This is a genomic window from Klebsiella sp. HMSC09D12, assembly GCF_001808475.1.
In the GTDB taxonomy this organism is placed as follows: Bacteria; Pseudomonadota; Gammaproteobacteria; order Enterobacterales; family Enterobacteriaceae; genus Klebsiella; species Klebsiella oxytoca.
The window spans coordinates 1-18,490 of sequence record NZ_KV793462.1; the positions used below are offsets into that span (position 1 = coordinate 1).

An 18,490-nucleotide genomic window follows, 5' to 3' on the forward strand; every position below is an offset into this window, starting at 1 on the left:
CTTACCCGAAATCTGATTTATTCAACAAAGCCGTATTGAAGTTAAAATCGGTGGTGAAATCAGGAATGACATGAGTATCTGCGCAGCCATCCGCATCTTCTTTTAAGCCAGGAAAAGCGTCTGCACGCAAACCATAGCTGGTTAATTTAGCAATGCTTAAACAGGGAACTAATTTCAACGTATCTGTTGTGGGATCTTTTTTTTCCACAAACCGGATATCAGCCGTTTCTTGCAGACTGTTATTTAAAATAACGTCAATGCGATACTCCCCTGGAGCCTGGGCATCGCGGGTGGCGTAGAGGGATAAGTCCGGTATTGAAGAGGGGTCGCTCTGACCGACTGATTTTATAAATGCGGGATCAAAAAAATCACGAGCTAAAGCATTGGCGCATAAACCGAGAGCTAGCGCAGGTACAAGAACGAAAAATGTGTGGGAGGTTCCGGATAGCGCGCCTCCCCTTTTTTTTATTGAAATAGACATACTTTTCACCCTGGCCAATCAAAAAAGAATTTAAATCGATGATGTGTGGGCAGAACCCGAGCCTCCGTTATCAGTGGCGACCTTCCACTCGATTTCTGAACCATTTATACCGGCAGGCAAAGTAAATTCTTTGCTGGAAAAAGCATCAATGTTATTGACTGAGCTGCTAATATCTCTGCCGTTTATTTTTATCGACTTAAAATAAATGAAAAAAGGTGTCGGATTCTTTAGCGTTATCTTATTACCGGATTTATGCCACTGCAGATTTTTAGCTTCGGTATTAATATTCATATCCTGAATGGCGCGAGGGCGATAGATAAGACGCATTCTATGGCGCACCGCCAGCTGCAGTTTGTTTTTATCAGCTTCACTGTCGCTGGTTGGCGGAATAGACATCACGTTAAAGAAGTAGACGGTTTCACGATCCTGAGGCGCTTTAGAGATATACGCGTTAGGGAAAATACGTACCGTGTTGGTTTGCTTGCCCTCCAGGCGGAAAAGCGGGGGAGTCACCATAAAAAAGCTGTCTTTCATTCCTTCAGACGCTTCTACCCAGGATTTAATTAAATAAGGCGTGTCATCTTTGTTTTCAATGTTCGTACTGATTTCTCGCGAACCTTCTTTATAAAGATGGCGGGTTGAATCAACCACGACTCCGCTCTGGGCTACAAAGCTGACAGAAATAAAAGAAATTGCAGCTAATCTTAATAATGACTTCAGCATAATTCATTCCCTGAATAAAAATAACGGGGTCTGCCTGAGGCAGGCCCCGTTGTACTTATTAGTAGCTAATAGTAAAGGTGGCTACACCTTTAACTGCACCATCGGTAACGCCATTTGCAGTTTTAACGTATGCAGCTTTATAACGCAGGTAAGACGGAGTACCTGCGGTATAAGCAACAATTTGAGGAGTCGTACCGGTGAAGCTTACGCGAGTGCCGTCGGTGTTCACTACGGTAACCGCAGCGTTAGTCGCCGGGCTGGCAGCAGTGTTGGTCAGCACGTTGTCCTGGCCGCTGATATAGTCGCCGGTTACGGTCACGTTGATGTTACCGGTGTAATTAGTTGCACCTTTCTGGCAATCTTCGACTTTGTACTCAATGTCTTTTGCAGTTGACATATACGGAGTATTAACTGCCATTGCGTCCAGTACAGATGCTTTAACATCGTCCAGAGTTAAAGAACCGCCGGAAATCATAGCGGACGGCGTTACGTTACAGGATTCGCCGGTGTCGGTAACGTTACCCAGAATAGTCAGAGAAGAACTGTTTCCTGCCGCGAAAGCCTGAGCACTCAGAACTGCTGAAGCAGCAACCATTACAGCTACAATTGTTTTTTTCATTTATTTAATCCATTTATAGATACTAAAGTCCTGAATAGCGTCAAGGCGAAGATGTTAATTAGTCTGATAGGTAACAACTAACATTCCGCTATGTATGCCTGATCGCTATCGTTATCATTCTCCTGCCGCCGCATTGTGCATACCTGGTATACATAGAGCGTAATGTGCCGGAGCGGTGACAAATCTAAGTGCAGGGCTGATAAAATGCATGTGAATTCTGTTTGAATTTAAACTCTGTTTATTGAAGGTTGCAATTTCACAAGCAGATTTCGTAGATAATAACGAGTATACCTGGAAGGTATAGTTGTAAATCAGTCTTCCCTTTGGTTCAAATATCATGATAATCTTATCTTTGCTCTGGGAAGAGCGGGGATTTATCTTTGAAATTATCTAATCTGGCAGGCTTAAAGGGATGTACTGTGATAGCTAAAGATGAATTTGAATTTAATTCATCTTTGTTTCATATGGAATGGTGAGGGAGGAAAGGGATTATGATATTCAATGAATATATCATTAACAATGAAGTTATTTTTAATGTAAATATGAATGAGCTGCAGCCGGTGGGGGACAATGGTGAGAGCGTGACGCTGAACGCGCCGACTGCACGCTGCCTGCAACTTTTACTGGAAAGCAATGGGAAAATTATATCCCGAGAAGAGTTTCTGGATAGTGTCTGGAAAACCCGAGGGGTTGTCGTGTCGCAGAATACTTTTTATCAAAACATATCATTGTTAAGAAAGTCGTTAGTGAAAGCAGGATTATCGCAAGATATTATTGTTACAGTCAGGCAGCGCGGGTTTGTTCTCGCGGCAGGCTCAAATATTGCCTCATTCTTACGCTCGGAAGAAAAGGAACCGGAAAACTCTGAAAATGTGCAGGTTACCGCAAGCACCTCTTCGCCTCCGATTGAGAAAAATGTGATGAATAATTCCGCTGTCCGCGAAGATGCGCAAAAAATTTCCACAGACGATAAAACAACAGTATTTAAATTACCCGGGTGGATTTTGCCTCTGTTATTGGTGATGACCGCCGCAAACATTCTTTCTCTTTTTTTGTAAGTAATAATGAATGGATTAACCGCTTGCTTTTATATTCGCTTTACTCTCCCCTGGAAGAATAATTACTGGTTCTACGAAAATTATAAAGCGTCAGTATTTATACACCAGTAAGTATTAGCAACAGGTAGTCTGCCAGGCAGTGCCCGGCAGACGGATTCGCTATCGTTGCTTCAATCCTAAGTCCAGGGGCGTCTTGCTTGGTTCTCCGCCGATTTCCCGTGCAAGTTTAGGGACTAAATAGCCGGAGACCAGCGTGAGTAGTTCGCGCATGATTGCCCGGGCCTCTTCGTCACTGACCATGAAATGCGCCGCTCCCTGCACTCTGTCCAGAACATGCAGGTAGTAAGGCATAACCCCGGCATCGAACAACCCATTGCTCAGATCGGCGAGCGTGCGCGCATTATCGTTCACACCGCGTAACAGTACGCTTTGATTGAGTAAGGTGACGCCAGCCATACGCAGGCTCTTCATTGCCCTACGAAACGCGGTATCGATCTCGTTGGCATGGTTAATATGGTTCACCAGCAGCACCTGCAACGAAGATGCAGAGATGCGCGCAACCAGGGTATCGGTAATCCGCGCAGGAATCACAATGGGTAACCGACTGTGGATGCGCAGGCGTTTAATATGTGGAATGGATTCCAGCTGGGTAAGCAGCCAGTCCAGTTCATGGTCCTTCGCCATTAACGGGTCACCGCCGGAAAAAATAATTTCATCCAGCTCTGGATGAGCCGCGATGTATTCCATAGCCTTCTGCCAGTTGCGCTTCGTGCCCTGGTTTTCCGCGTACGGGAAGTGCCGACGGAAACAATATCGACAATTTACCGCGCAGCCGCCTTTCACCAACAGTAAAGCGCGGTTGCTGTATTTATGCAGCAGACCTGGCACAACGCTATGCTGTTCTTCCAGCGGATCGGTGGAGTATCCTGGAGCATGAATAAACTCCTCCTGGGAGGTAAGTACCTGACGGAGAAGAGGATCGTTTGGATTTCCTGGTTCCATACGAGCAATAAATGCCCGTGGGACACGCAGTGCGAACAGGCGCTTAGCGTCGCGTCCTGCCAATAGATTCGCATCAGCGTCTACATTTAAAAGCTGCAGCAGTTCATCGGGACTGGTCACAACATCGGCAAGTTGCGTTAACCAATCTTCTCTGGATGGGGTATTTAGGGTTACAATATGCGCCATTTTGTGGCTTAGCTACCAATTAACAAAGTTTCAGAGGGCCTTATGGCGACTTACTATAGCAACGATTTTCGTGCCGGTCTTAAAATCATGATGGACGGCGAACCTTATGCAGTTGAAGCCAGTGAATTCGTTAAACCGGGCAAAGGCCAGGCTTTTGCGCGCGTTAAGCTGCGCCGCCTGCTGACCGGTACCCGCGTAGAGAAAACCTTCAAGTCTACAGATTCTGCTGAAGGCGCAGACGTTGTCGATATGAACCTGACTTATCTGTACAACGACGGTGAGTTCTGGCACTTCATGAACAACTCGACGTTTGAACAGCTGGCCGCAGATTCTAAAGCCGTTGGTGATAATGCTAAATGGCTACTGGATCAGGCTGAATGCATCGTTACTCTGTGGAACGGTCAGCCGATCTCCGTTACCCCGCCGAACTTCGTTGAGCTGGAAATCGTTGAAACCGATCCAGGTCTGAAGGGCGATACTGCTGGCACCGGCGGTAAACCGGCTACCCTGTCCACTGGTGCAGTGGTTAAAGTTCCTCTGTTCGTTCAGATTGGCGAAGTCATCAAAGTGGATACTCGCTCTGGCGAATACGTATCCCGCGTGAAGTAATCGATGCGCTGAGACGGTTGGCGCAGCCTTTCGCTGCGCCCTCTACCGGCGTAACTGCAGGCAGGGAAGATGGCTCATAAATTAACGCTTCCGGTATTATTATTTCTTAGCTGCGCCCTTCTGTCCGGATGCAATACGGCTCGCGGCGTGGGTGAGGATATCCAAAGCCTGGGTCATGCTATTTCTCACGCTGCCAGCTAACCTGATTTCATCAGGAAATCCTCATTCATAATCCATTTCTTTTCCTGACTTAATACCTTAAACCTCTTTTTCTCCGAAAAAACGTTGAGATTCCCTCATCCTGAACCAGGTTGTCTATGCTTATAAGGCACGATAACTAAAACTGGTAAATTAAGGATAACATCATGGTAAAAAAAGCGATTGCAGCGGTCTTTACGGTTTTGGTCCTCTCCTCAGCATTGACCGGATGTAACACCACGCGCGGTGTCGGTCAGGATATTTCAGATGGCGGCGATGCGATTTCTGGCGCTGCAACCAAAGCTCAGCAATAGACCATGGCGGTACGGCCGTGGTCGTACCGTTCTTCCTCTCTTTAGCGACATCGTGTATTATTTCCGCGGATTATCATCTACCTTGCGGGACGACCCGTAAGCGTTCCACATCTGGGGACGGCCCCATCAAAGGAGCCTTATGTCCTGGTTAATTCTGTTTATCGCGGGGCTGCTGGAAGTTGTCTGGGCAGTCGGCCTGAAGTATACCCATGGTTTTAGTCGGCTTGTGCCGAGCGTAATTACGATTGCCGCCATGGTTATCAGTATGGCGCTTTTATCATGGGCGATGAAAACGCTGCCCGTGGGAACGGCTTACGCCGTCTGGACCGGTATTGGCGCGGTTGGCGCAGCGGTCACGGGGATTATCCTGCTAGGAGAATCCGCCAGCCCGATGCGCATTGCGAGCCTGGCATGTATTGTCATTGGCATCATTGGCCTGAAAATGAGCGCTCATTAATAGCGTTGATTGACCCAGATGAGCTTGCTCACGTCAAATCCCTGCCGGCTGGCGATATCCAGCATCTGCTGCTTCACTTCCGGCGGGATTTTCGGCGCACGCGCCAGTAGCCAGAGATAGTCGCGATCTGGCCCACAAACCAGCGCATAGCGATAATCCTTATCCAGTGAAATGACGTTATAGCCGCCATAGAAAGGGCCGAAAAATGAGACCTTCAGCGCGGCGCGCGTGGGATCGCCGGTAAAGTAAGCGACGCCGTCGGTTTTCTGCCACATACCCCGGTCGGGGTTATATCCCTTGTTTACCACGTTCAGCCCACCATCATCGCGCAGGCTATACGTTGCGGTGACCTTTTCTAAGCCACTCTCAAAATTGTGATCGAAACGGGCGATTTCATACCAGGTACCGAGATAGCGTTGCGTGTCGAATGGGCTGACCACGGTGACGCCGGTAGGCGGCGTCGGCGTGCTACAGGCGATAAGCAGAAATGAAGCGGCAACAACCGCCATGACGGGGAGCAGACGCATAGTTATTTCCTTGCCAGTTTTAAGCTAAGTGTAGATTCAGGCAGGAAAAATGCGGCAGATTTTTCTTGAGAAGAGAGCCCGGTAACATCCTGCTCCCGGGCTTGCCGCAGTCGAGGTTAAAGCAGCGGTTTAGATGAACAATATCCCGACCAGCGTGACGACGGTCAGAATCGCCGCGAGGCCGTAGAAGACCCACTTACCGTTGGGTACGTGAATTTTTAAATCGTGCATCGCATGGTGAATACGATGAAGTCCGCACCATAGCGGCAGCACAATCATCAGAAAAATAAACGCACGGCCAATGAAGCTGTGGGCAAAGCCCAGCACGCGTTCGTAGCTGAAGGCATCTGCGGGCGCAAGGCCCAGCGGCAGCATAATACCTACCAGCAGTACGATGACAGGAGCGACAATTGCTCCCCACATGCCGCCAGCGCCAAACAGCCCCCAGAATACGGGCTCATCAGAACGTTTTGGTTTAGGATTGATCATTCCAGCCTCCTTACCAGAACAGGGCGACAAACAGAATCACTACGGTGACGACCGCGGTGACGATCCAAAGCCCTTTAATCACTGGCTCTGGCCCCATTTTTTCGCCTTTGAGGATAATATTGGCAGCTTTCGGTGCCAGCTCAAACCAGGTCTTGGTATGCAGCAGCGCGGCCGCAAGCGTGATCAGGTTCAGAATCACGACAATCGGATTTTGCAGAAAACCGATATACCCGGCCCAGCTCTCAGCACCGTGCTTCAGCGCGAATAGCCCGTAGATCAGCACGATACTGAACCAGACCGTGGGGACCGCTGTTCCTTCACGCAGCATATAGAAGCGATAAAACGGCAGCTTTTTCCACCAGGTGGACGGCATCGGCCGCACGTAGGGTTTGCGTTTAGTCGTCATACTGCACTCCTTAGCGTGGTTTCAGGGTGGCGATAAGAAAGTCTTTCGAGCTTTCTACCTTACCCTGCTGGATCGCGGCCGCCGGGTCGACGTGTTTCGGGCAGACTTCGGAGCAGTAGCCCACGAAAGTACATGTCCATACGCCATTCTGGCCGTTAAGCTGCGCCATACGTTCCTTTTTACCGTGGTCGCGGCTGTCTTCGTTATAGCGATGGGCGAGGGTGATCGCCGCCGGGCCGATAAACTCCGGATTAAGACCAAACTGCGGGCAGGCCGCGTAGCACAGGCCGCAGTTAATGCAGCCGGAGAACTGATGGTATTTCGCCATCTGCGCCGGCGTTTGCTTGTTTGGTCCCTGATCGGGCGTGCGCGGGTTGCCGATGATGTACGGCTTAATGGCTTCCAGACTTTCAATAAAGTGGGTCATATCGACCACCAGATCGCGTTCAATCGGGAAGTTAGCCAGCGCTTCAACCTTAATGCCTTTGGTGTATTCGCGCAGGAAGGTTTTACAGGCCAGCTTTGGTACTTTGTTCACCATCATGCCGCAGGAACCGCAAATCGCCATGCGGCAGGACCAGCGGTAGCTAAGATCCGGCGCGAGGTTATCTTTGATATAGCCCAGCGCATCCAGCAGCGAGGTTTGCTCGTCGTAGGGAACTTCATAGAAAGCGCTGTGCGGTGCGATATCCACTTCCGGGTTATAGCGCACCACTTCGACTTTCATGTTTTTCATCTCAGCCATTCGTCGTCTCCTTCTTCTCGGCTGCTTCCGCTTCCGCCCCGTACACGCGTTTTGCCGGCGGCAGAGTGGTGATTTTCACATCACTGTACTCCAGAGTGGTATTACCGTTGGCGTCGCGGAAGGCGAGGGTATGCTTGAGGAAGTTGACGTCGTCACGCTCGGTGCAGCCTTCATCCAGACGCTGATGCGCGCCGCGGGACTCTTTACGCGCGATGGCGGAATGCGCCATACATTCGGCGACGTTCAGACCATGACCCAGTTCGATGGTATACAGCAGGTCGGTATTGAACACGCTGGAGGTGTCGGTGATACGCACGCGCTTGAAGCGCTCCTGCAGCTCGGCCAGCTTATCAACCGTTTTCTGCATGAGCTCCGGCGTACGGTAGATGCCGCAGCCTTCTTCCATCGACAGACCCATTTCATCACGGATCTTCGCCCAGTTTTCGTTACCTTCCTGATTCACCAGGTCCTTCAGGCGCTTCTCGATATCGACGACCTGCGCGTCCAGCGCGGCGCTATTGGCTTCGCCCGCTTCGGTGGCGCGCTGCATGGCCTGTTCGCCGGCCAGACGACCAAACACCACCAGCTCCGCCAGCGAGTTGGAGCCGAGACGGTTAGCGCCGTGCAAACCGACAGAAGAGCATTCGCCAACGGCAAACAGCCCTTTAATACGGGTTTCACACTGCTGGTCGGTTTCGATACCGCCCATGGTGTAGTGCGCGGTTGGACGTACCGGAATGGGATCTTTCACCGGATCGACGCCCACGTAGGCTTTTGAGAGTTCACAGATAAACGGCAGACGTTCAAGCAGCTTTTTCTCGCCCAAATGACGCAGATCGAGGTAGACCACGTCGCCTCGCGGCGTTGGGATCGTGTTGCCTTTACGCCATTCGTGCCAGAAAGCCTGGGAGACTTTGTCGCGCGGACCCAGCTCCATATATTTGTTTTTTGGCTCGCCCAGCGGAGTTTCCGGGCCCATGCCGTAATCCTGCAGATAGCGGTAGCCATTCTTGTTGACCAGAATACCGCCTTCACCGCGGCAGCCTTCCGTCATCAGAATACCGGAACCCGGCAGGCCGGTTGGGTGATATTGCACGAACTCCATATCGCGCAGCGGTACGCCGTGGCTGAGCGCCATACCCATACCATCGCCGGTGACGATCCCGCCGTTGGTATTGTAGCGATATACGCGTCCTGCGCCGCCGGTCGCCAGAACTACCGCGTTGGCGCGGATCTGTACCAGCGTACCCTCCATCATATTCATCGCGACCAGACCGCGCGCCTGACCTTCATCGACCAGGATATCGAGGACAAAGTGTTCGTCGAAGCGTTGGATTTGGGGGAACTGAAGCGAGGTCTGGAACAGGGTGTGAAGCATATGAAAGCCGGTTTTATCGGCTGCGAACCAGGTTCGCTCGATCTTCATACCGCCGAAGCGCCGGACGTTGACGCTGCCGTCAGGGCGGCGGCTCCACGGACAACCCCACTGCTCAAGCTGGGTCATTTCCGTCGGGCAGTGATGAACGAAGTAGTCGACGACATCCTGTTCGCATAGCCAGTCGCCGCCTGCAACAGTATCGTGGAAATGGTACTCAAAGCTATCATGATCCTGCGCGACGGCAGCGGAACCCCCTTCAGCAGCAACGGTATGGCTGCGCATAGGATAGACTTTTGAAATTAGAGCGATTTTAGCATTTGGATTAGCTTGCGCGGCGGCAATTGCAGCACGAAGACCTGCTCCGCCTGCGCCAATAACGGCAAGATCGGCTTGAAAAGTTTGCACGACATTCCTCCAGTTTTTGTTTATTTCGCCGCCGGGCTGGCGAAAACGTATCACTGCTCCTTTATAGGTAAGGAGTATAGCCGCAGGGTTATGAGGGAAAATTGACGTGTTCGATTTTTTTATCGTTATGTGCGGTTGTTTATCTATCCACTGTATGTTTTTGGGTTATCAATAAATTAAGCGTATGTGACGCTTTTGCCTTTTCGCACAAAATTTGTTTCATTCGCCAGTTACGAGTAGACTTCGGGCCCTTGTTTCAAATCGGAGAAAGTACCATGAGCGAAACGGCAACCTGGCAGCCGAGCGCATCCATTCCAAACCTGTTAAAACGTGCAGCGGTGATGGCGGAAATTCGTCGTTTTTTTACCGACCGCGGCGTGCTGGAGGTGGAGACGCCCTGCATGAGTCAGGCGACGGTGACGGATATCCATATGGTCCCGTTTGAAACGCGTTTCGTAGGACCGGGTCATTCTCAGGGGCTGAATCTGTATCTGATGACCAGCCCGGAGTATCACATGAAGCGCCTGCTGGCGGCCGGTTGCGGCCCGGTTTTTCAGCTATGCCGTAGCTTCCGCAATGAAGAGATGGGTCGCCACCATAATCCGGAATTCACCATGCTGGAGTGGTATCGTCCGTGCTATGACATGTACCGGCTAATCAACGAAGTAGACGATCTGCTACAGCAGGTACTCGACTGCCAGCCGGCCGAAAGCCTCTCTTATCAGCAAGCCTTCCTGCGTCATCTGGAAATCGACCCGCTGTCGGCAGATAAAACGCAGCTGCGCGAAGTGGCGGCTAAGCTCGATTTGAGCAATATTGCCGATACGGAAGAGGATCGGGACACGCTGCTTCAGCTACTTTTTGTCATGGGCGTCGAGCCGCATATTGGTAAGGATCGTCCGACGTTTATCTATCATTTCCCGGCCAGCCAGGCGTCACTGGCGCAAATCAGCACCGAAGATCATCGCGTAGCGGAACGTTTCGAGGTCTATTACAAAGGCATTGAGCTGGCTAATGGTTTTCATGAGCTCACCGACGCCCGAGAACAGCGGCAGCGTTTTGAGCAGGATAACCGCAAGCGTGCGGCTCGCGGACTGCCGCAGCAGCCAATCGATCATCATCTGCTGGCCGCTCTGGAAGCCGGGCTGCCGGATTGTTCCGGCGTAGCGCTGGGCGTTGACCGGGTGGTGATGCTGGCGCTGGGCGCAGAAAGCATCGGCGACGTTATCTCGTTTACCGTCGACCGCGCCTGATCTTTCTTTCCGCTTTCCCGCAGGATATTGACCGGGATGACCGCCGATGTGCGGCGGTATGGTTGATTGCCCGGGAGTGCGACAGTTCTGGCCTTGCCCGCGTTCAGGCAAGGCCGATATTACAGACTGCCGGGCGCGCGGCTGGTTTTCCCTGCCGAGGTCAGCGCCCTGCTGCTTTTTCTGCCATCGATGCTCTCCAGGCGCATCTGGAACGGCGGGAACGGCATATCGATACCGTGCTCGCGGAATCCGGCCAGAATCAGCTGATGCATCTCATGGCGTAGCGGCATACGGTGACCCATTTCGGCGGCGTAGATACGCAGCTCGAAAATCTGGATCCCCTGCTGCAGGTCAACAAGAAACGCTTCCGGCGCCGGGGTATCGATAACCAACGAACAGCGGTGCGCGGCATTTAGCAGGATCTGCGCCACCTCTTCGGTATTGGCATCCACCGGGGCAGGCACCGTTAACACCACGCGGGTTACAGAATCCGACAACGACCAGTTGATGAACTGTTCGGTGATGAACGCCTTGTTCGGCACGATAATCTCTTTACGGTCCCAGTCGCTGATGGTGGTGGCGCGGGTATTAATGCGCGTCACGCTACCGGTGAGATCGCGAATGGTGACCGTATCGCCAATGCGTATCGGTTTTTCAAACAGAATAATCAGGCCGGAGATGAAGTTGGCGAAGATCTCCTGCAAACCAAAACCGAGACCTACACCGAGCGCGGCAATAAGCCACTGCAGCTTCGACCACTCAATCCCAATCATCGAGAAGCCGACCAGACCACCAATCAGCATCAGCAGATATTTGGTGATGGTGGTGATGGCGTAGCCGGTGCCCGGCGTCAGTTCCAGATGCTGGAGGATGGCCAGTTCCAGCAGAGCGGGCAGGTTGCGCACCAGCTGGGTGGTAATAATCAGCACCAGAATAGCAATCAGCACCGCGCCGAGGGTGATCGGCTCCAGGCTCTCAACGCCCTGCACCGTGGAGGTCACGTCCCACAGCGAGATATTCTCCAGGAAGCCAAATGCGGAGTGGATTTCTGACCATAGCACGATAACCGACACCAGCGCGATCAGCATCAGCAGGGAGCGCACCAGACGCAGGGACTGGGTACTGATAGCATCCAGATCGACCTCGCTAACCTCGGCTTCCATTGAACCTTCCGGGCTGCTGGTATGCTGGACTTCCTCTTCACCACGCGCGCGCTGGGCAAGGATCTCCGCCCGACGGTGCTTAGCGCGATCGAACGCCAGACGACGGCGCTGAATCAGCATCCAGCGGCGAATGATGTGATAAACCACCAGCAGCAGGAACCAGATGGCGACCGACGTTTCGAGCCTGGCGAGCAGCGCCTGCGATGTAGCGAGATAGCCGATTGCCGCCGCCAGCATTGCCACCAGCGGCGCGCCGAGCAGCATATTCCACAGCAGTCGGTTCAGCATATTGTCGCCGCTGCCTTCTTTATCGAGATACAGCGGGATGCCGGCGCGTTTCAGGCTCAGGGTCACCATCGCCAGCGCGCCGCAAATCAGCATAAAGCAGAGGCGACCCAGCGAGGCGGAGAACTCGCGATCGTTGAGATTATCAAAAGTAATCAGCGCCATAATAAGCGGCACAATGAGCCCGATGCTCATCAGATAGTAGCGCATCGCCTTGCTAACCCGACTGCGCGGCCAGCCGAAGTGGGCGATGAACAGACCGTTCGGGCGGGCAAAAGTGGCGCAAATCATTACCACCCACAGCAGCGGCACCGTTGCGGTGACGCTATCGCCAATCGCCACGGCCAGCGGGAAAGGCCAGGCAGACTGCAGACCGTAGCCCAGCGTCATCCACAGTACCGGCAGCGGCGAGGCCACCAGTATAGACCAGAACACCGTTCGCAGGGTGAGCCAGAAGTGATCCTGCGTAACCTTGCCGACGCGCGCGCTGGAACGCTCCAGGAAGCTGGTGAAATGGCGCCGCGAGCTGACGCTGAACCCTACCAGAATGAGTGCGACGAAGAGCGGCAGCAGGGTCTCTTTGCTGGTCAGCATCATCATGCTGGCCTTACCGAGCTGGCTCATGGTATCGAGCGAGATCAGTCGGCGTAAATCCTGAACAATCTCCAGTGGCCAGGAGAAGCCGATTGGGCTGACGTCGGAGGTCCAGAACAGATAGCGGTGGGTCGCTTCGTTGATCTCTTTGAGCGCATCCTCCAGCTGGCCGTTGGCGACTTTCAGCTTGGTCAGTTCGAGCATAAGCGTATCGCCGCCGCGCAGCAGGGAGTTGAGCAGCTCTGTCTGCGTGCGCATCTGAGCCTGAAGAATGCGGTTCTGCTCGCTGGTGAGGGGTTCACCGTTGGCCTGACGAATTTGTCTTAGCTGCGGCTGCTTGCCGAGCTGATCCTCATAGCGCAGGCGCTGCACGCGCAGCTGCGCCATTTCGGTATCCAGCTGCTGCGGTCGCGGGATTTCCGGCAGACGCGCCACCTGCGCGCGCAGGGCTTCGCCAAGCAGATTGGAAGAACCTAACCATTGGGACTGCTCGCGGAGCGTGTTTAAAGCCTGACGCACCTGCAGGGTTTGATTGGTCGCCTGGCGCTGCTGAGAGGCGATCAAGTCCATCCGCTGCGCCTGCTGGTTTAGCGCTTGCGACAGTTCGCGGTTCACTTTGAACTGCGCCACGATATCCGGCGGCAGGTTTTCGCTGTTTTCCGCCAGCAGCTCGGTGCTTTCCAGCGCTTTCTCCGCCTCGCGCTGCCGTTGGTTATTGAGCTGATTTCTTAATGCCTGTAGCCAGGCGTCGAGCTGCTCACTCTCTTTCTGCGCCAGCTCGGATCGCAACCGTGATAGCTCCTGGCGGTTATTGGCGGAAAGCTGCGCCAGATCCAGTTCATCGACCAGCGCTTTCAGCCGCGCGGACTCCGCCTGTAAACCAAGATTTTGCGCCTGCGCCAGCGGCGTATTGCTGCTTTGCGCGCCGATCCGGCGCTCGACCTCATTCAGCTGGCGGCGGGCATCGCTCTGTTGCTGCGGCAGCTGGTTGAGCGAGTCGGCGATATCGCGTGCGCGGTCCTGCTCCTGCTGAGCTTTACGACTGGCTTCCAGCAGTTGGCTGCTGACCTGGAGAATCTCCTGGTTCAGGGCATCGGAGGAGAGGGTAGTGGAGACCTGGCGCGGCTCATCGCTGAGATTGTTGAGCTGCGCGCGCAGGGTTTGCGACAGTTTGGGGAAGTTATCAATAACGTCCTGATACTGACGGGCGCGCTCAAGGGAGGCATTACGCTCCTCAAGCGCATTCAGGGCAGACTGCAGGACTTCGACGGTTTCAGGCTGGGCGGGCTTTGCCGCCTTCGCCTGTTCCAGCTCCTGGGCTATCTGTTTAGCATCCGGGGCTGTCGCTGCGTACGCCCCGAAACTGAGGCACCAGGCCAACAGGAAAGTGTATATCAGGCGCACGGCGTAACCTTTTCTTTCAGGAATTAACCTTCGTCTTGTTTATCGTCAACCAGCGGACTGGCGGCGTGTTCAGCGCGGACTTCTTCGGCTGCCAGCGGAGCGGGCTCGACCGGCGTCACGGCTTCAGGCGCGATCGCCAACGGCTGGCCTATTTTGGTTACCGACAGGCTTTGTAACTGCTCAACCAGCTTCACCTGACCCGGAGCAAACAGGTTAATCACCGTGGAACCCAGTTTAAAGCGGCCCATCTCCTGGCCTTTAAGCAGGGCGACGGAACCTTCGCTCTCGCCCGCAGGCCAGGTCCAGCGCTTAATGATGCCTTCACGCGGCGGCGTGACGGTACCGGACCACACGGTTTCGATGCTGCCGACGATGGTGGCGCCGACCAGGATCTGCGCCATGGGGCCAAACTCAGTATCGAACAGGCAGATGACGCGCTCGTTGCGGGCAAACAGATTCGGCACGTTTTGCGCGGTCAGATGATTTACGGAGAACAGATCTCCCGGTACGTAGATCATTTCGCGCAGAATACCGTTGCACGGCATGTGCACGCGGTGGTAATCGCGCGGTGAAAGATAGGTAGTGACAAAGCTGCCGTTACGGAACAGATCCGCCATCTGGTAGTTGCCGGCCAGCAGCGCTTCCAGACTGTAGTTGTGGCCTTTGGCCTGCAAAATTTTATCGTCTTCAATAGCGCCGAGCTGGCTGATGACGCCATCGGCGGGCATCACCAGTACGTTCGGGTCAGTATTTAATGGACGAACGTCATCGCGCAGCGGGCGAACAAAAAAGTCGTTAAAGGTCCGGTAGCTGGCAGTATCAGGCTTTTGCGCCTCTTTCATATCGACCTTGTAATATTTCACGAACAGATCGATGACCAGTTTTGTCAGCCAGCCTGCCCGCTTGCGTGCACCCCAGCCTGCGAGGCGGGTGAGCCACAGTTTAGGCAGAATGTATTGCAGTGAAAGTTTAAGATCGTTTAACAAGGTAGCCTCCAGGCCATTATTTGTCGTTCCTGACCCCCGCGCGTCGGCGGGGGCCTGAAAAAGGGGGACGATTCTAACGATGCTCAGCTTAAATGTCAGTCATCGGTTGATGAAAAGCTTTTACGCGTTTTTACCTGCACCTGCGCCATGCTTTCCAGAATGCGATGGTAGTTTTCAAACCGGCTTTCAGCGATTTCGCCCTTCTCCACCGCTTCGCGAATGGCGCAGCCCGGATCGGTATCGTGTTTGCAGTCGCGGTATTTGCATCGGCCTAAATAATCATGGAATTCGACAAAGCCGTGGGTGATTTGTTCCGCGTCGAGATGCCACAGGCCGAACTCGCGTACCCCCGGCGAGTCAATCACATCGCCGCCGTGCGGGAAGTGGTACAGGCGCGCGGCCGTAGTGGTGTGCTGCCCCAGTCCGGAGACATCCGAAACGTCATTGGTAAGGATTTGGTCATCCTGCAGGCCCAGCAGCGCGTTCAGCAGGCTGGATTTGCCTACCCCAGACTGCCCGGCAAAGATACTGATACGATCGGTAAGCGCCTCTTCAAGCGGCTTCAGGCCATCCTGCGTGCGGCTGGAGACCATCAGTACGCGGTAACCAATATGGCGATAAATGTCCATTTGCTCGTTGACGAAGTCCATGCTCTCCTGATCCAGGAGATCGATCTTATTGAGCACGATCAGCGGCTCGACGTTCAGCGTTTCGCAGGCCACCAGATAGCGGTCGATAATATTCGGAGAAAGCTCAGGCAAGATGGCGGAAACGATGACAATCTGATTGATATTGGCGGCGATAGGTTTGACGCCGTCATAGAAATCCGGGCGCGTCAGTACGGAGGTCCGTTCATGCACGGCCTCGACGATGCCTTTGACGTTGACGCCGTCAGCTTCGCTTTTGCCTGGCCGCCAGACCACACGATCGCCGGTGACCAGCGAACGGATAGTGCGGCGTATATTGCAACGGTGGACGCTACCGTCGGCGGATTCGACATCGGCATGCATGCCAAAGCGGCTAATAACGGTCCCTTCGGATTTTTCACCGAACAGGTTGTCATCAAAATCGGCCTTCTCCGAAGTCGTTTTCAAGCGGCGCTGGTGGTTGGCCTTCACGCGGCGCTGTTGGCCTTTGGAGAGTTTATTTTTACTCAATCGAACTGGCTCCTGGTCGCCCTGTACGGGCAAAACCTCTATGATACACGCTATTTTAGATGAATATAGTGACGTAAGAAGGGTGGAAAATAACATGAGTGCAGATGAAAACAACCTGATTTGGATCGATCTTGAAATGACGGGGCTGGATCCGGAGCGCGATCGCATCATCGAAATCGCCACCCTGGTGACTGACGCGAATCTGAACATTCTGGCGGAAGGGCCGACGATTGCCGTACATCAGTCAGACGCGCAGCTGGCATTAATGGATGAGTGGAACGTGCGTACCCATACCGGTAGCGGACTGGTGGAGCGGGTGAAGGCGAGTACCCAGGGCGATCGTGAGGCAGAACTGGCGACTATCGAATTTCTCAAAAAGTGGGTGCCGGCGGGTAAGTCACCGATCTGCGGCAATAGCATCGGCCAGGATCGCCGATTCTTGTTTAAATATATGCCTGAGCTGGAAGCCTATTTCCACTATCGCTACCTTGACGTCAGTACGCTTAAAGAGCTGGCTCGTCGCTGGAAGCCGGAAATTCTCGACGGCTTTAAAAAACAAGGAACGCATCAGGCGATGGATGATATTCGCGAATCGGTAGCGGAACTGGCTTACTACCGCGAGCACTTCATCAAGCTCTAATGCTTATGCCGGGGCCAGAAGCGCCCCGGTAGTACGTCTGACTATTTAAACCACTTCTGTTCCATCGCCTGGAATTCCGGCGAGGCTTTGACGACATCCAGAGCGGCATTGATATTATTCAGCAGTTCAGGATCGTCTTTACGCACCGCAATGGCGTACTGCTTACCGTAGTAGCTGGGATCCGTGGCGCGCTCGTCCATAATCGCGTATTCGGGATTATCCTCGAGCCATTTCGTTAAGGTCTCCTGAGCGCCCATCACTCCGCTAATCACACCTTCTTTCAGCGCGTTCAGGGCGCTTTCATCGCTGTCATAAGGCAGCACGTGCACGGCTTTTTGTTTATCACGCAGGTAGTGCTGATGAATGGTGCCCTTTACGACGCCGAGTTTTTTATCTTTGAGATCGGCAAAGGTATGGGCAGCGTCTTTCGCTGTGACTATTGCACCGGAGAGCTCCTGGCGATAGGGATGGCTGAATGCAACCTGCTTTTCTCGCATTGGGATCACTTCAATACCGGCAATCACGGCGTCGAATTTCTTAAAGCGCAGCGCCGGGATGAGAGTATCGAAGCCCTGGGGAGTAAATTTGCATTCGACCTGCATCTGCTTGCACAACGCGTTGGCCAAATCGATATCAAAACCCGTGGGTTGGTTTTTGCCACTGACGGTTTCAAACGGCGGGTTGGCCGTCGTTGTTCCAAAATGTAGCGTTGTTGCCGATGCTGTTCCTGTGGCAAGCGTAGCCAGCAGCAGGACGGTAAGCGCTTTTTTCATTTTATTTCCCTGGTTATCATCGTTGTTGACCGTCAGCGGGCGATATCCGCCTGTAAACTTGAGTGATTTTGCGCCTTTAGCGAGCCCGGAAAAAGTCATTTTGCCGCATTTGCTGCTTATTTAGACAAAACAGGCCTGAATGTGGCGATAAAGTGGTCACTTAAATCAAAAACGAAAAAAATTGCTTTCAGGGGGGTTGCAGGTAAATCGAATTCTCGTATAATGCGCCTCCCGTGACGAAGCAGAAATGCAAATCACGACGCCATAGAAATATGGCCAGAAGTTTGCGGGAATAGCTCAGTTGGTAGAGCACGACCTTGCCAAGGTCGGGGTCGCGAGTTCGAGTCTCGTTTCCCGCTCCAAAATTTGAAAGTCACCATACCCAAGCGGGAATAGCTCAGTTGGTAGAGCACGACCTTGCCAAGGTCGGGGTCGCGAGTTCGAGTCTCGTTTCCCGCTCCAAAAATTTGAAAGTACCATCCTAATCACCGGATTTTGAGTTGCAGCAAGGCAGCAACTGAACGAATCTTTAGGAGCTTACTAAAGTAAGTGACTAAAGTGAGTGAAGGCAGCTAACGCAGAAGCGGCTTGAAAGACAAAGATTAAGCGGGAATAGCTCAGTTGGTAGAGCACGACCT

20 protein-coding genes and 3 tRNA genes (1 of these 23 cut by a window edge) are annotated in these 18,490 nt (G+C 53.1%); 10 read left to right on the forward strand and 13 right to left on the reverse strand.

The window, feature by feature from the left end; translation table 11 throughout:
* Nucleotide 1 precedes the first annotated feature (1 nt).
* The 3 genes from HMPREF3178_RS09810 to HMPREF3178_RS09820 are packed head-to-tail and all read right to left on the reverse strand — an operon-like array spanning nt 2 to nt 1,823.
* Nucleotides 2–481: a FimD/PapC N-terminal domain-containing protein gene (locus HMPREF3178_RS09810; RefSeq protein WP_029496755.1), complete on the reverse strand. Its 480-nt coding sequence runs from the start codon at nt 479–481 to the stop codon at nt 2–4.
* Between the two features lie 30 nt (nt 482–511).
* Nucleotides 512–1,204 carry a fimbrial biogenesis chaperone gene (locus HMPREF3178_RS09815; protein WP_004109214.1) on the reverse strand — a complete coding sequence of 231 codons (693 nt, stop codon included), beginning with the start codon at nt 1,202–1,204 and terminating at the stop codon, nt 512–514.
* Nucleotides 1,205–1,262: 58 nt separating this feature from the next.
* Nucleotides 1,263–1,823, reverse strand: a complete 561-nt coding sequence (locus HMPREF3178_RS09820; RefSeq protein ID WP_017145092.1) for a fimbrial protein — start codon at nt 1,821–1,823, stop codon at nt 1,263–1,265.
* Between the two features lie 491 nt (nt 1,824–2,314).
* Between HMPREF3178_RS09820 and HMPREF3178_RS09825 the strand changes: the two genes are divergently transcribed.
* Nucleotides 2,315–2,881 carry a winged helix-turn-helix domain-containing protein gene (locus HMPREF3178_RS09825; RefSeq protein WP_017145091.1) on the forward strand — a complete coding sequence of 189 codons (567 nt, stop codon included), beginning with the start codon at nt 2,315–2,317 and terminating at the stop codon, nt 2,879–2,881.
* 159 nt (nt 2,882–3,040) lie between these two features.
* Here HMPREF3178_RS09825 and epmB read toward each other — a convergent pair whose 3' ends face one another.
* The gene (epmB, locus tag HMPREF3178_RS09830; RefSeq protein ID WP_017145090.1) at nt 3,041–4,069 is read right to left on the reverse strand and encodes an EF-P beta-lysylation protein EpmB; all 1,029 of its coding nucleotides are present in this window, start codon (nt 4,067–4,069) and stop codon (nt 3,041–3,043) included.
* A gap of 42 nt (nt 4,070–4,111) precedes the next feature.
* Here epmB and efp point away from each other — a divergent pair, with 42 nt between their 5' ends.
* From efp to sugE, 4 genes are all read left to right on the forward strand, one after another.
* Nucleotides 4,112–4,678, forward strand: coding sequence for an elongation factor P (gene efp, locus HMPREF3178_RS09835; RefSeq protein ID WP_004109203.1), 567 nt, complete (start codon nt 4,112–4,114; stop codon nt 4,676–4,678).
* A 69-nt stretch (nt 4,679–4,747) separates the two neighbouring features.
* Nucleotides 4,748–4,879: an entericidin A/B family lipoprotein gene (locus HMPREF3178_RS29830; RefSeq protein ID WP_016809373.1), complete on the forward strand. Its 132-nt coding sequence runs from the start codon at nt 4,748–4,750 to the stop codon at nt 4,877–4,879.
* 164 nt (nt 4,880–5,043) lie between these two features.
* Nucleotides 5,044–5,190: a lipoprotein toxin entericidin B gene (gene ecnB, locus HMPREF3178_RS09840; RefSeq protein WP_004109200.1), complete on the forward strand. Its 147-nt coding sequence runs from the start codon at nt 5,044–5,046 to the stop codon at nt 5,188–5,190.
* A 139-nt stretch (nt 5,191–5,329) separates the two neighbouring features.
* On the forward strand, nt 5,330–5,647 hold the full coding sequence (gene sugE, locus HMPREF3178_RS09845) for a quaternary ammonium compound efflux SMR transporter SugE (RefSeq protein ID WP_004109196.1): 318 nt from the start codon (nt 5,330–5,332) through the stop codon (nt 5,645–5,647).
* On the opposite strand, the gene HMPREF3178_RS09850 is transcribed toward sugE, so the two are convergent.
* The 5 genes from HMPREF3178_RS09850 to frdA all read right to left on the reverse strand — a co-directional run bounded on the left by HMPREF3178_RS09850 (nt 5,644) and on the right by frdA (nt 9,597).
* A complete protein-coding gene (locus HMPREF3178_RS09850; RefSeq protein WP_004109193.1) occupies nt 5,644–6,174 on the reverse strand; it encodes a lipocalin family protein in 531 nt (176 codons plus the stop codon). The two genes, sugE and HMPREF3178_RS09850, sit on opposite strands and share 4 nt — an antisense overlap.
* Before the next feature lie 129 nt (nt 6,175–6,303).
* The gene (gene frdD / locus HMPREF3178_RS09855) at nt 6,304–6,663 is read right to left on the reverse strand and encodes a fumarate reductase subunit FrdD (protein WP_004109192.1); all 360 of its coding nucleotides are present in this window, start codon (nt 6,661–6,663) and stop codon (nt 6,304–6,306) included.
* Between the two features lie 10 nt (nt 6,664–6,673).
* Nucleotides 6,674–7,069 (reverse strand): fumarate reductase subunit FrdC, encoded by a 396-nt coding sequence (gene frdC / locus HMPREF3178_RS09860; RefSeq protein WP_004117355.1) that lies wholly within the window; start codon nt 7,067–7,069, stop codon nt 6,674–6,676.
* A 10-nt stretch (nt 7,070–7,079) separates the two neighbouring features.
* Complete coding sequence (locus tag HMPREF3178_RS09865; protein ID WP_004109180.1) at nt 7,080–7,814, reverse strand: succinate dehydrogenase/fumarate reductase iron-sulfur subunit; 735 nt, start codon at nt 7,812–7,814, stop codon at nt 7,080–7,082.
* Entirely contained in the window at nt 7,807–9,597 is a 1,791-nt protein-coding gene (gene frdA / locus HMPREF3178_RS09870; protein ID WP_026055996.1) for a fumarate reductase (quinol) flavoprotein subunit, read from the reverse strand. Before frdA ends, HMPREF3178_RS09865 begins: the two co-directional genes overlap by 8 nt.
* A gap of 275 nt (nt 9,598–9,872) precedes the next feature.
* Between frdA and epmA the strand changes: the two genes are divergently transcribed.
* The gene (gene epmA / locus HMPREF3178_RS09875) at nt 9,873–10,850 is read left to right on the forward strand and encodes an elongation factor P--(R)-beta-lysine ligase (RefSeq protein ID WP_004117360.1); all 978 of its coding nucleotides are present in this window, start codon (nt 9,873–9,875) and stop codon (nt 10,848–10,850) included.
* Between the two features lie 119 nt (nt 10,851–10,969).
* Here epmA and mscM read toward each other — a convergent pair whose 3' ends face one another.
* The 3 genes from mscM to rsgA all read right to left on the reverse strand — a co-directional run bounded on the left by mscM (nt 10,970) and on the right by rsgA (nt 16,439).
* Nucleotides 10,970–14,296, reverse strand: coding sequence for a miniconductance mechanosensitive channel MscM (mscM, locus tag HMPREF3178_RS09880; protein WP_017145089.1), 3,327 nt, complete (start codon nt 14,294–14,296; stop codon nt 10,970–10,972).
* 23 nt (nt 14,297–14,319) lie between these two features.
* A complete protein-coding gene (gene asd, locus HMPREF3178_RS09885) occupies nt 14,320–15,282 on the reverse strand; it encodes an archaetidylserine decarboxylase (protein WP_004117363.1) in 963 nt (320 codons plus the stop codon).
* A 95-nt stretch (nt 15,283–15,377) separates the two neighbouring features.
* Nucleotides 15,378–16,439, reverse strand: a complete 1,062-nt coding sequence (rsgA, locus tag HMPREF3178_RS09890; RefSeq protein WP_004109167.1) for a small ribosomal subunit biogenesis GTPase RsgA — start codon at nt 16,437–16,439, stop codon at nt 15,378–15,380.
* 94 nt (nt 16,440–16,533) lie between these two features.
* On the opposite strand from rsgA, the gene orn reads away from it, so the two are divergent.
* The gene (orn, locus tag HMPREF3178_RS09895; RefSeq protein WP_004097954.1) at nt 16,534–17,079 is read left to right on the forward strand and encodes an oligoribonuclease; all 546 of its coding nucleotides are present in this window, start codon (nt 16,534–16,536) and stop codon (nt 17,077–17,079) included.
* Between the two features lie 41 nt (nt 17,080–17,120).
* Here the strand turns inward: orn and HMPREF3178_RS09900 are convergent, their stop codons facing one another.
* Nucleotides 17,121–17,852, reverse strand: coding sequence for an arginine ABC transporter substrate-binding protein (locus HMPREF3178_RS09900; RefSeq protein WP_029496754.1), 732 nt, complete (start codon nt 17,850–17,852; stop codon nt 17,121–17,123).
* A 286-nt stretch (nt 17,853–18,138) separates the two neighbouring features.
* Between HMPREF3178_RS09900 and HMPREF3178_RS09905 the strand changes: the two genes are divergently transcribed.
* The 3 genes from HMPREF3178_RS09905 to HMPREF3178_RS09915 all read left to right on the forward strand — a co-directional run.
* A tRNA-Gly gene (locus HMPREF3178_RS09905) sits at nt 18,139–18,214 on the forward strand.
* 24 nt (nt 18,215–18,238) lie between these two features.
* A tRNA-Gly gene (locus HMPREF3178_RS09910) sits at nt 18,239–18,314 on the forward strand.
* A gap of 144 nt (nt 18,315–18,458) precedes the next feature.
* Nucleotides 18,459–18,490: transfer RNA gene (locus tag HMPREF3178_RS09915), tRNA-OTHER, on the forward strand; it runs 52 nt beyond the window's last position.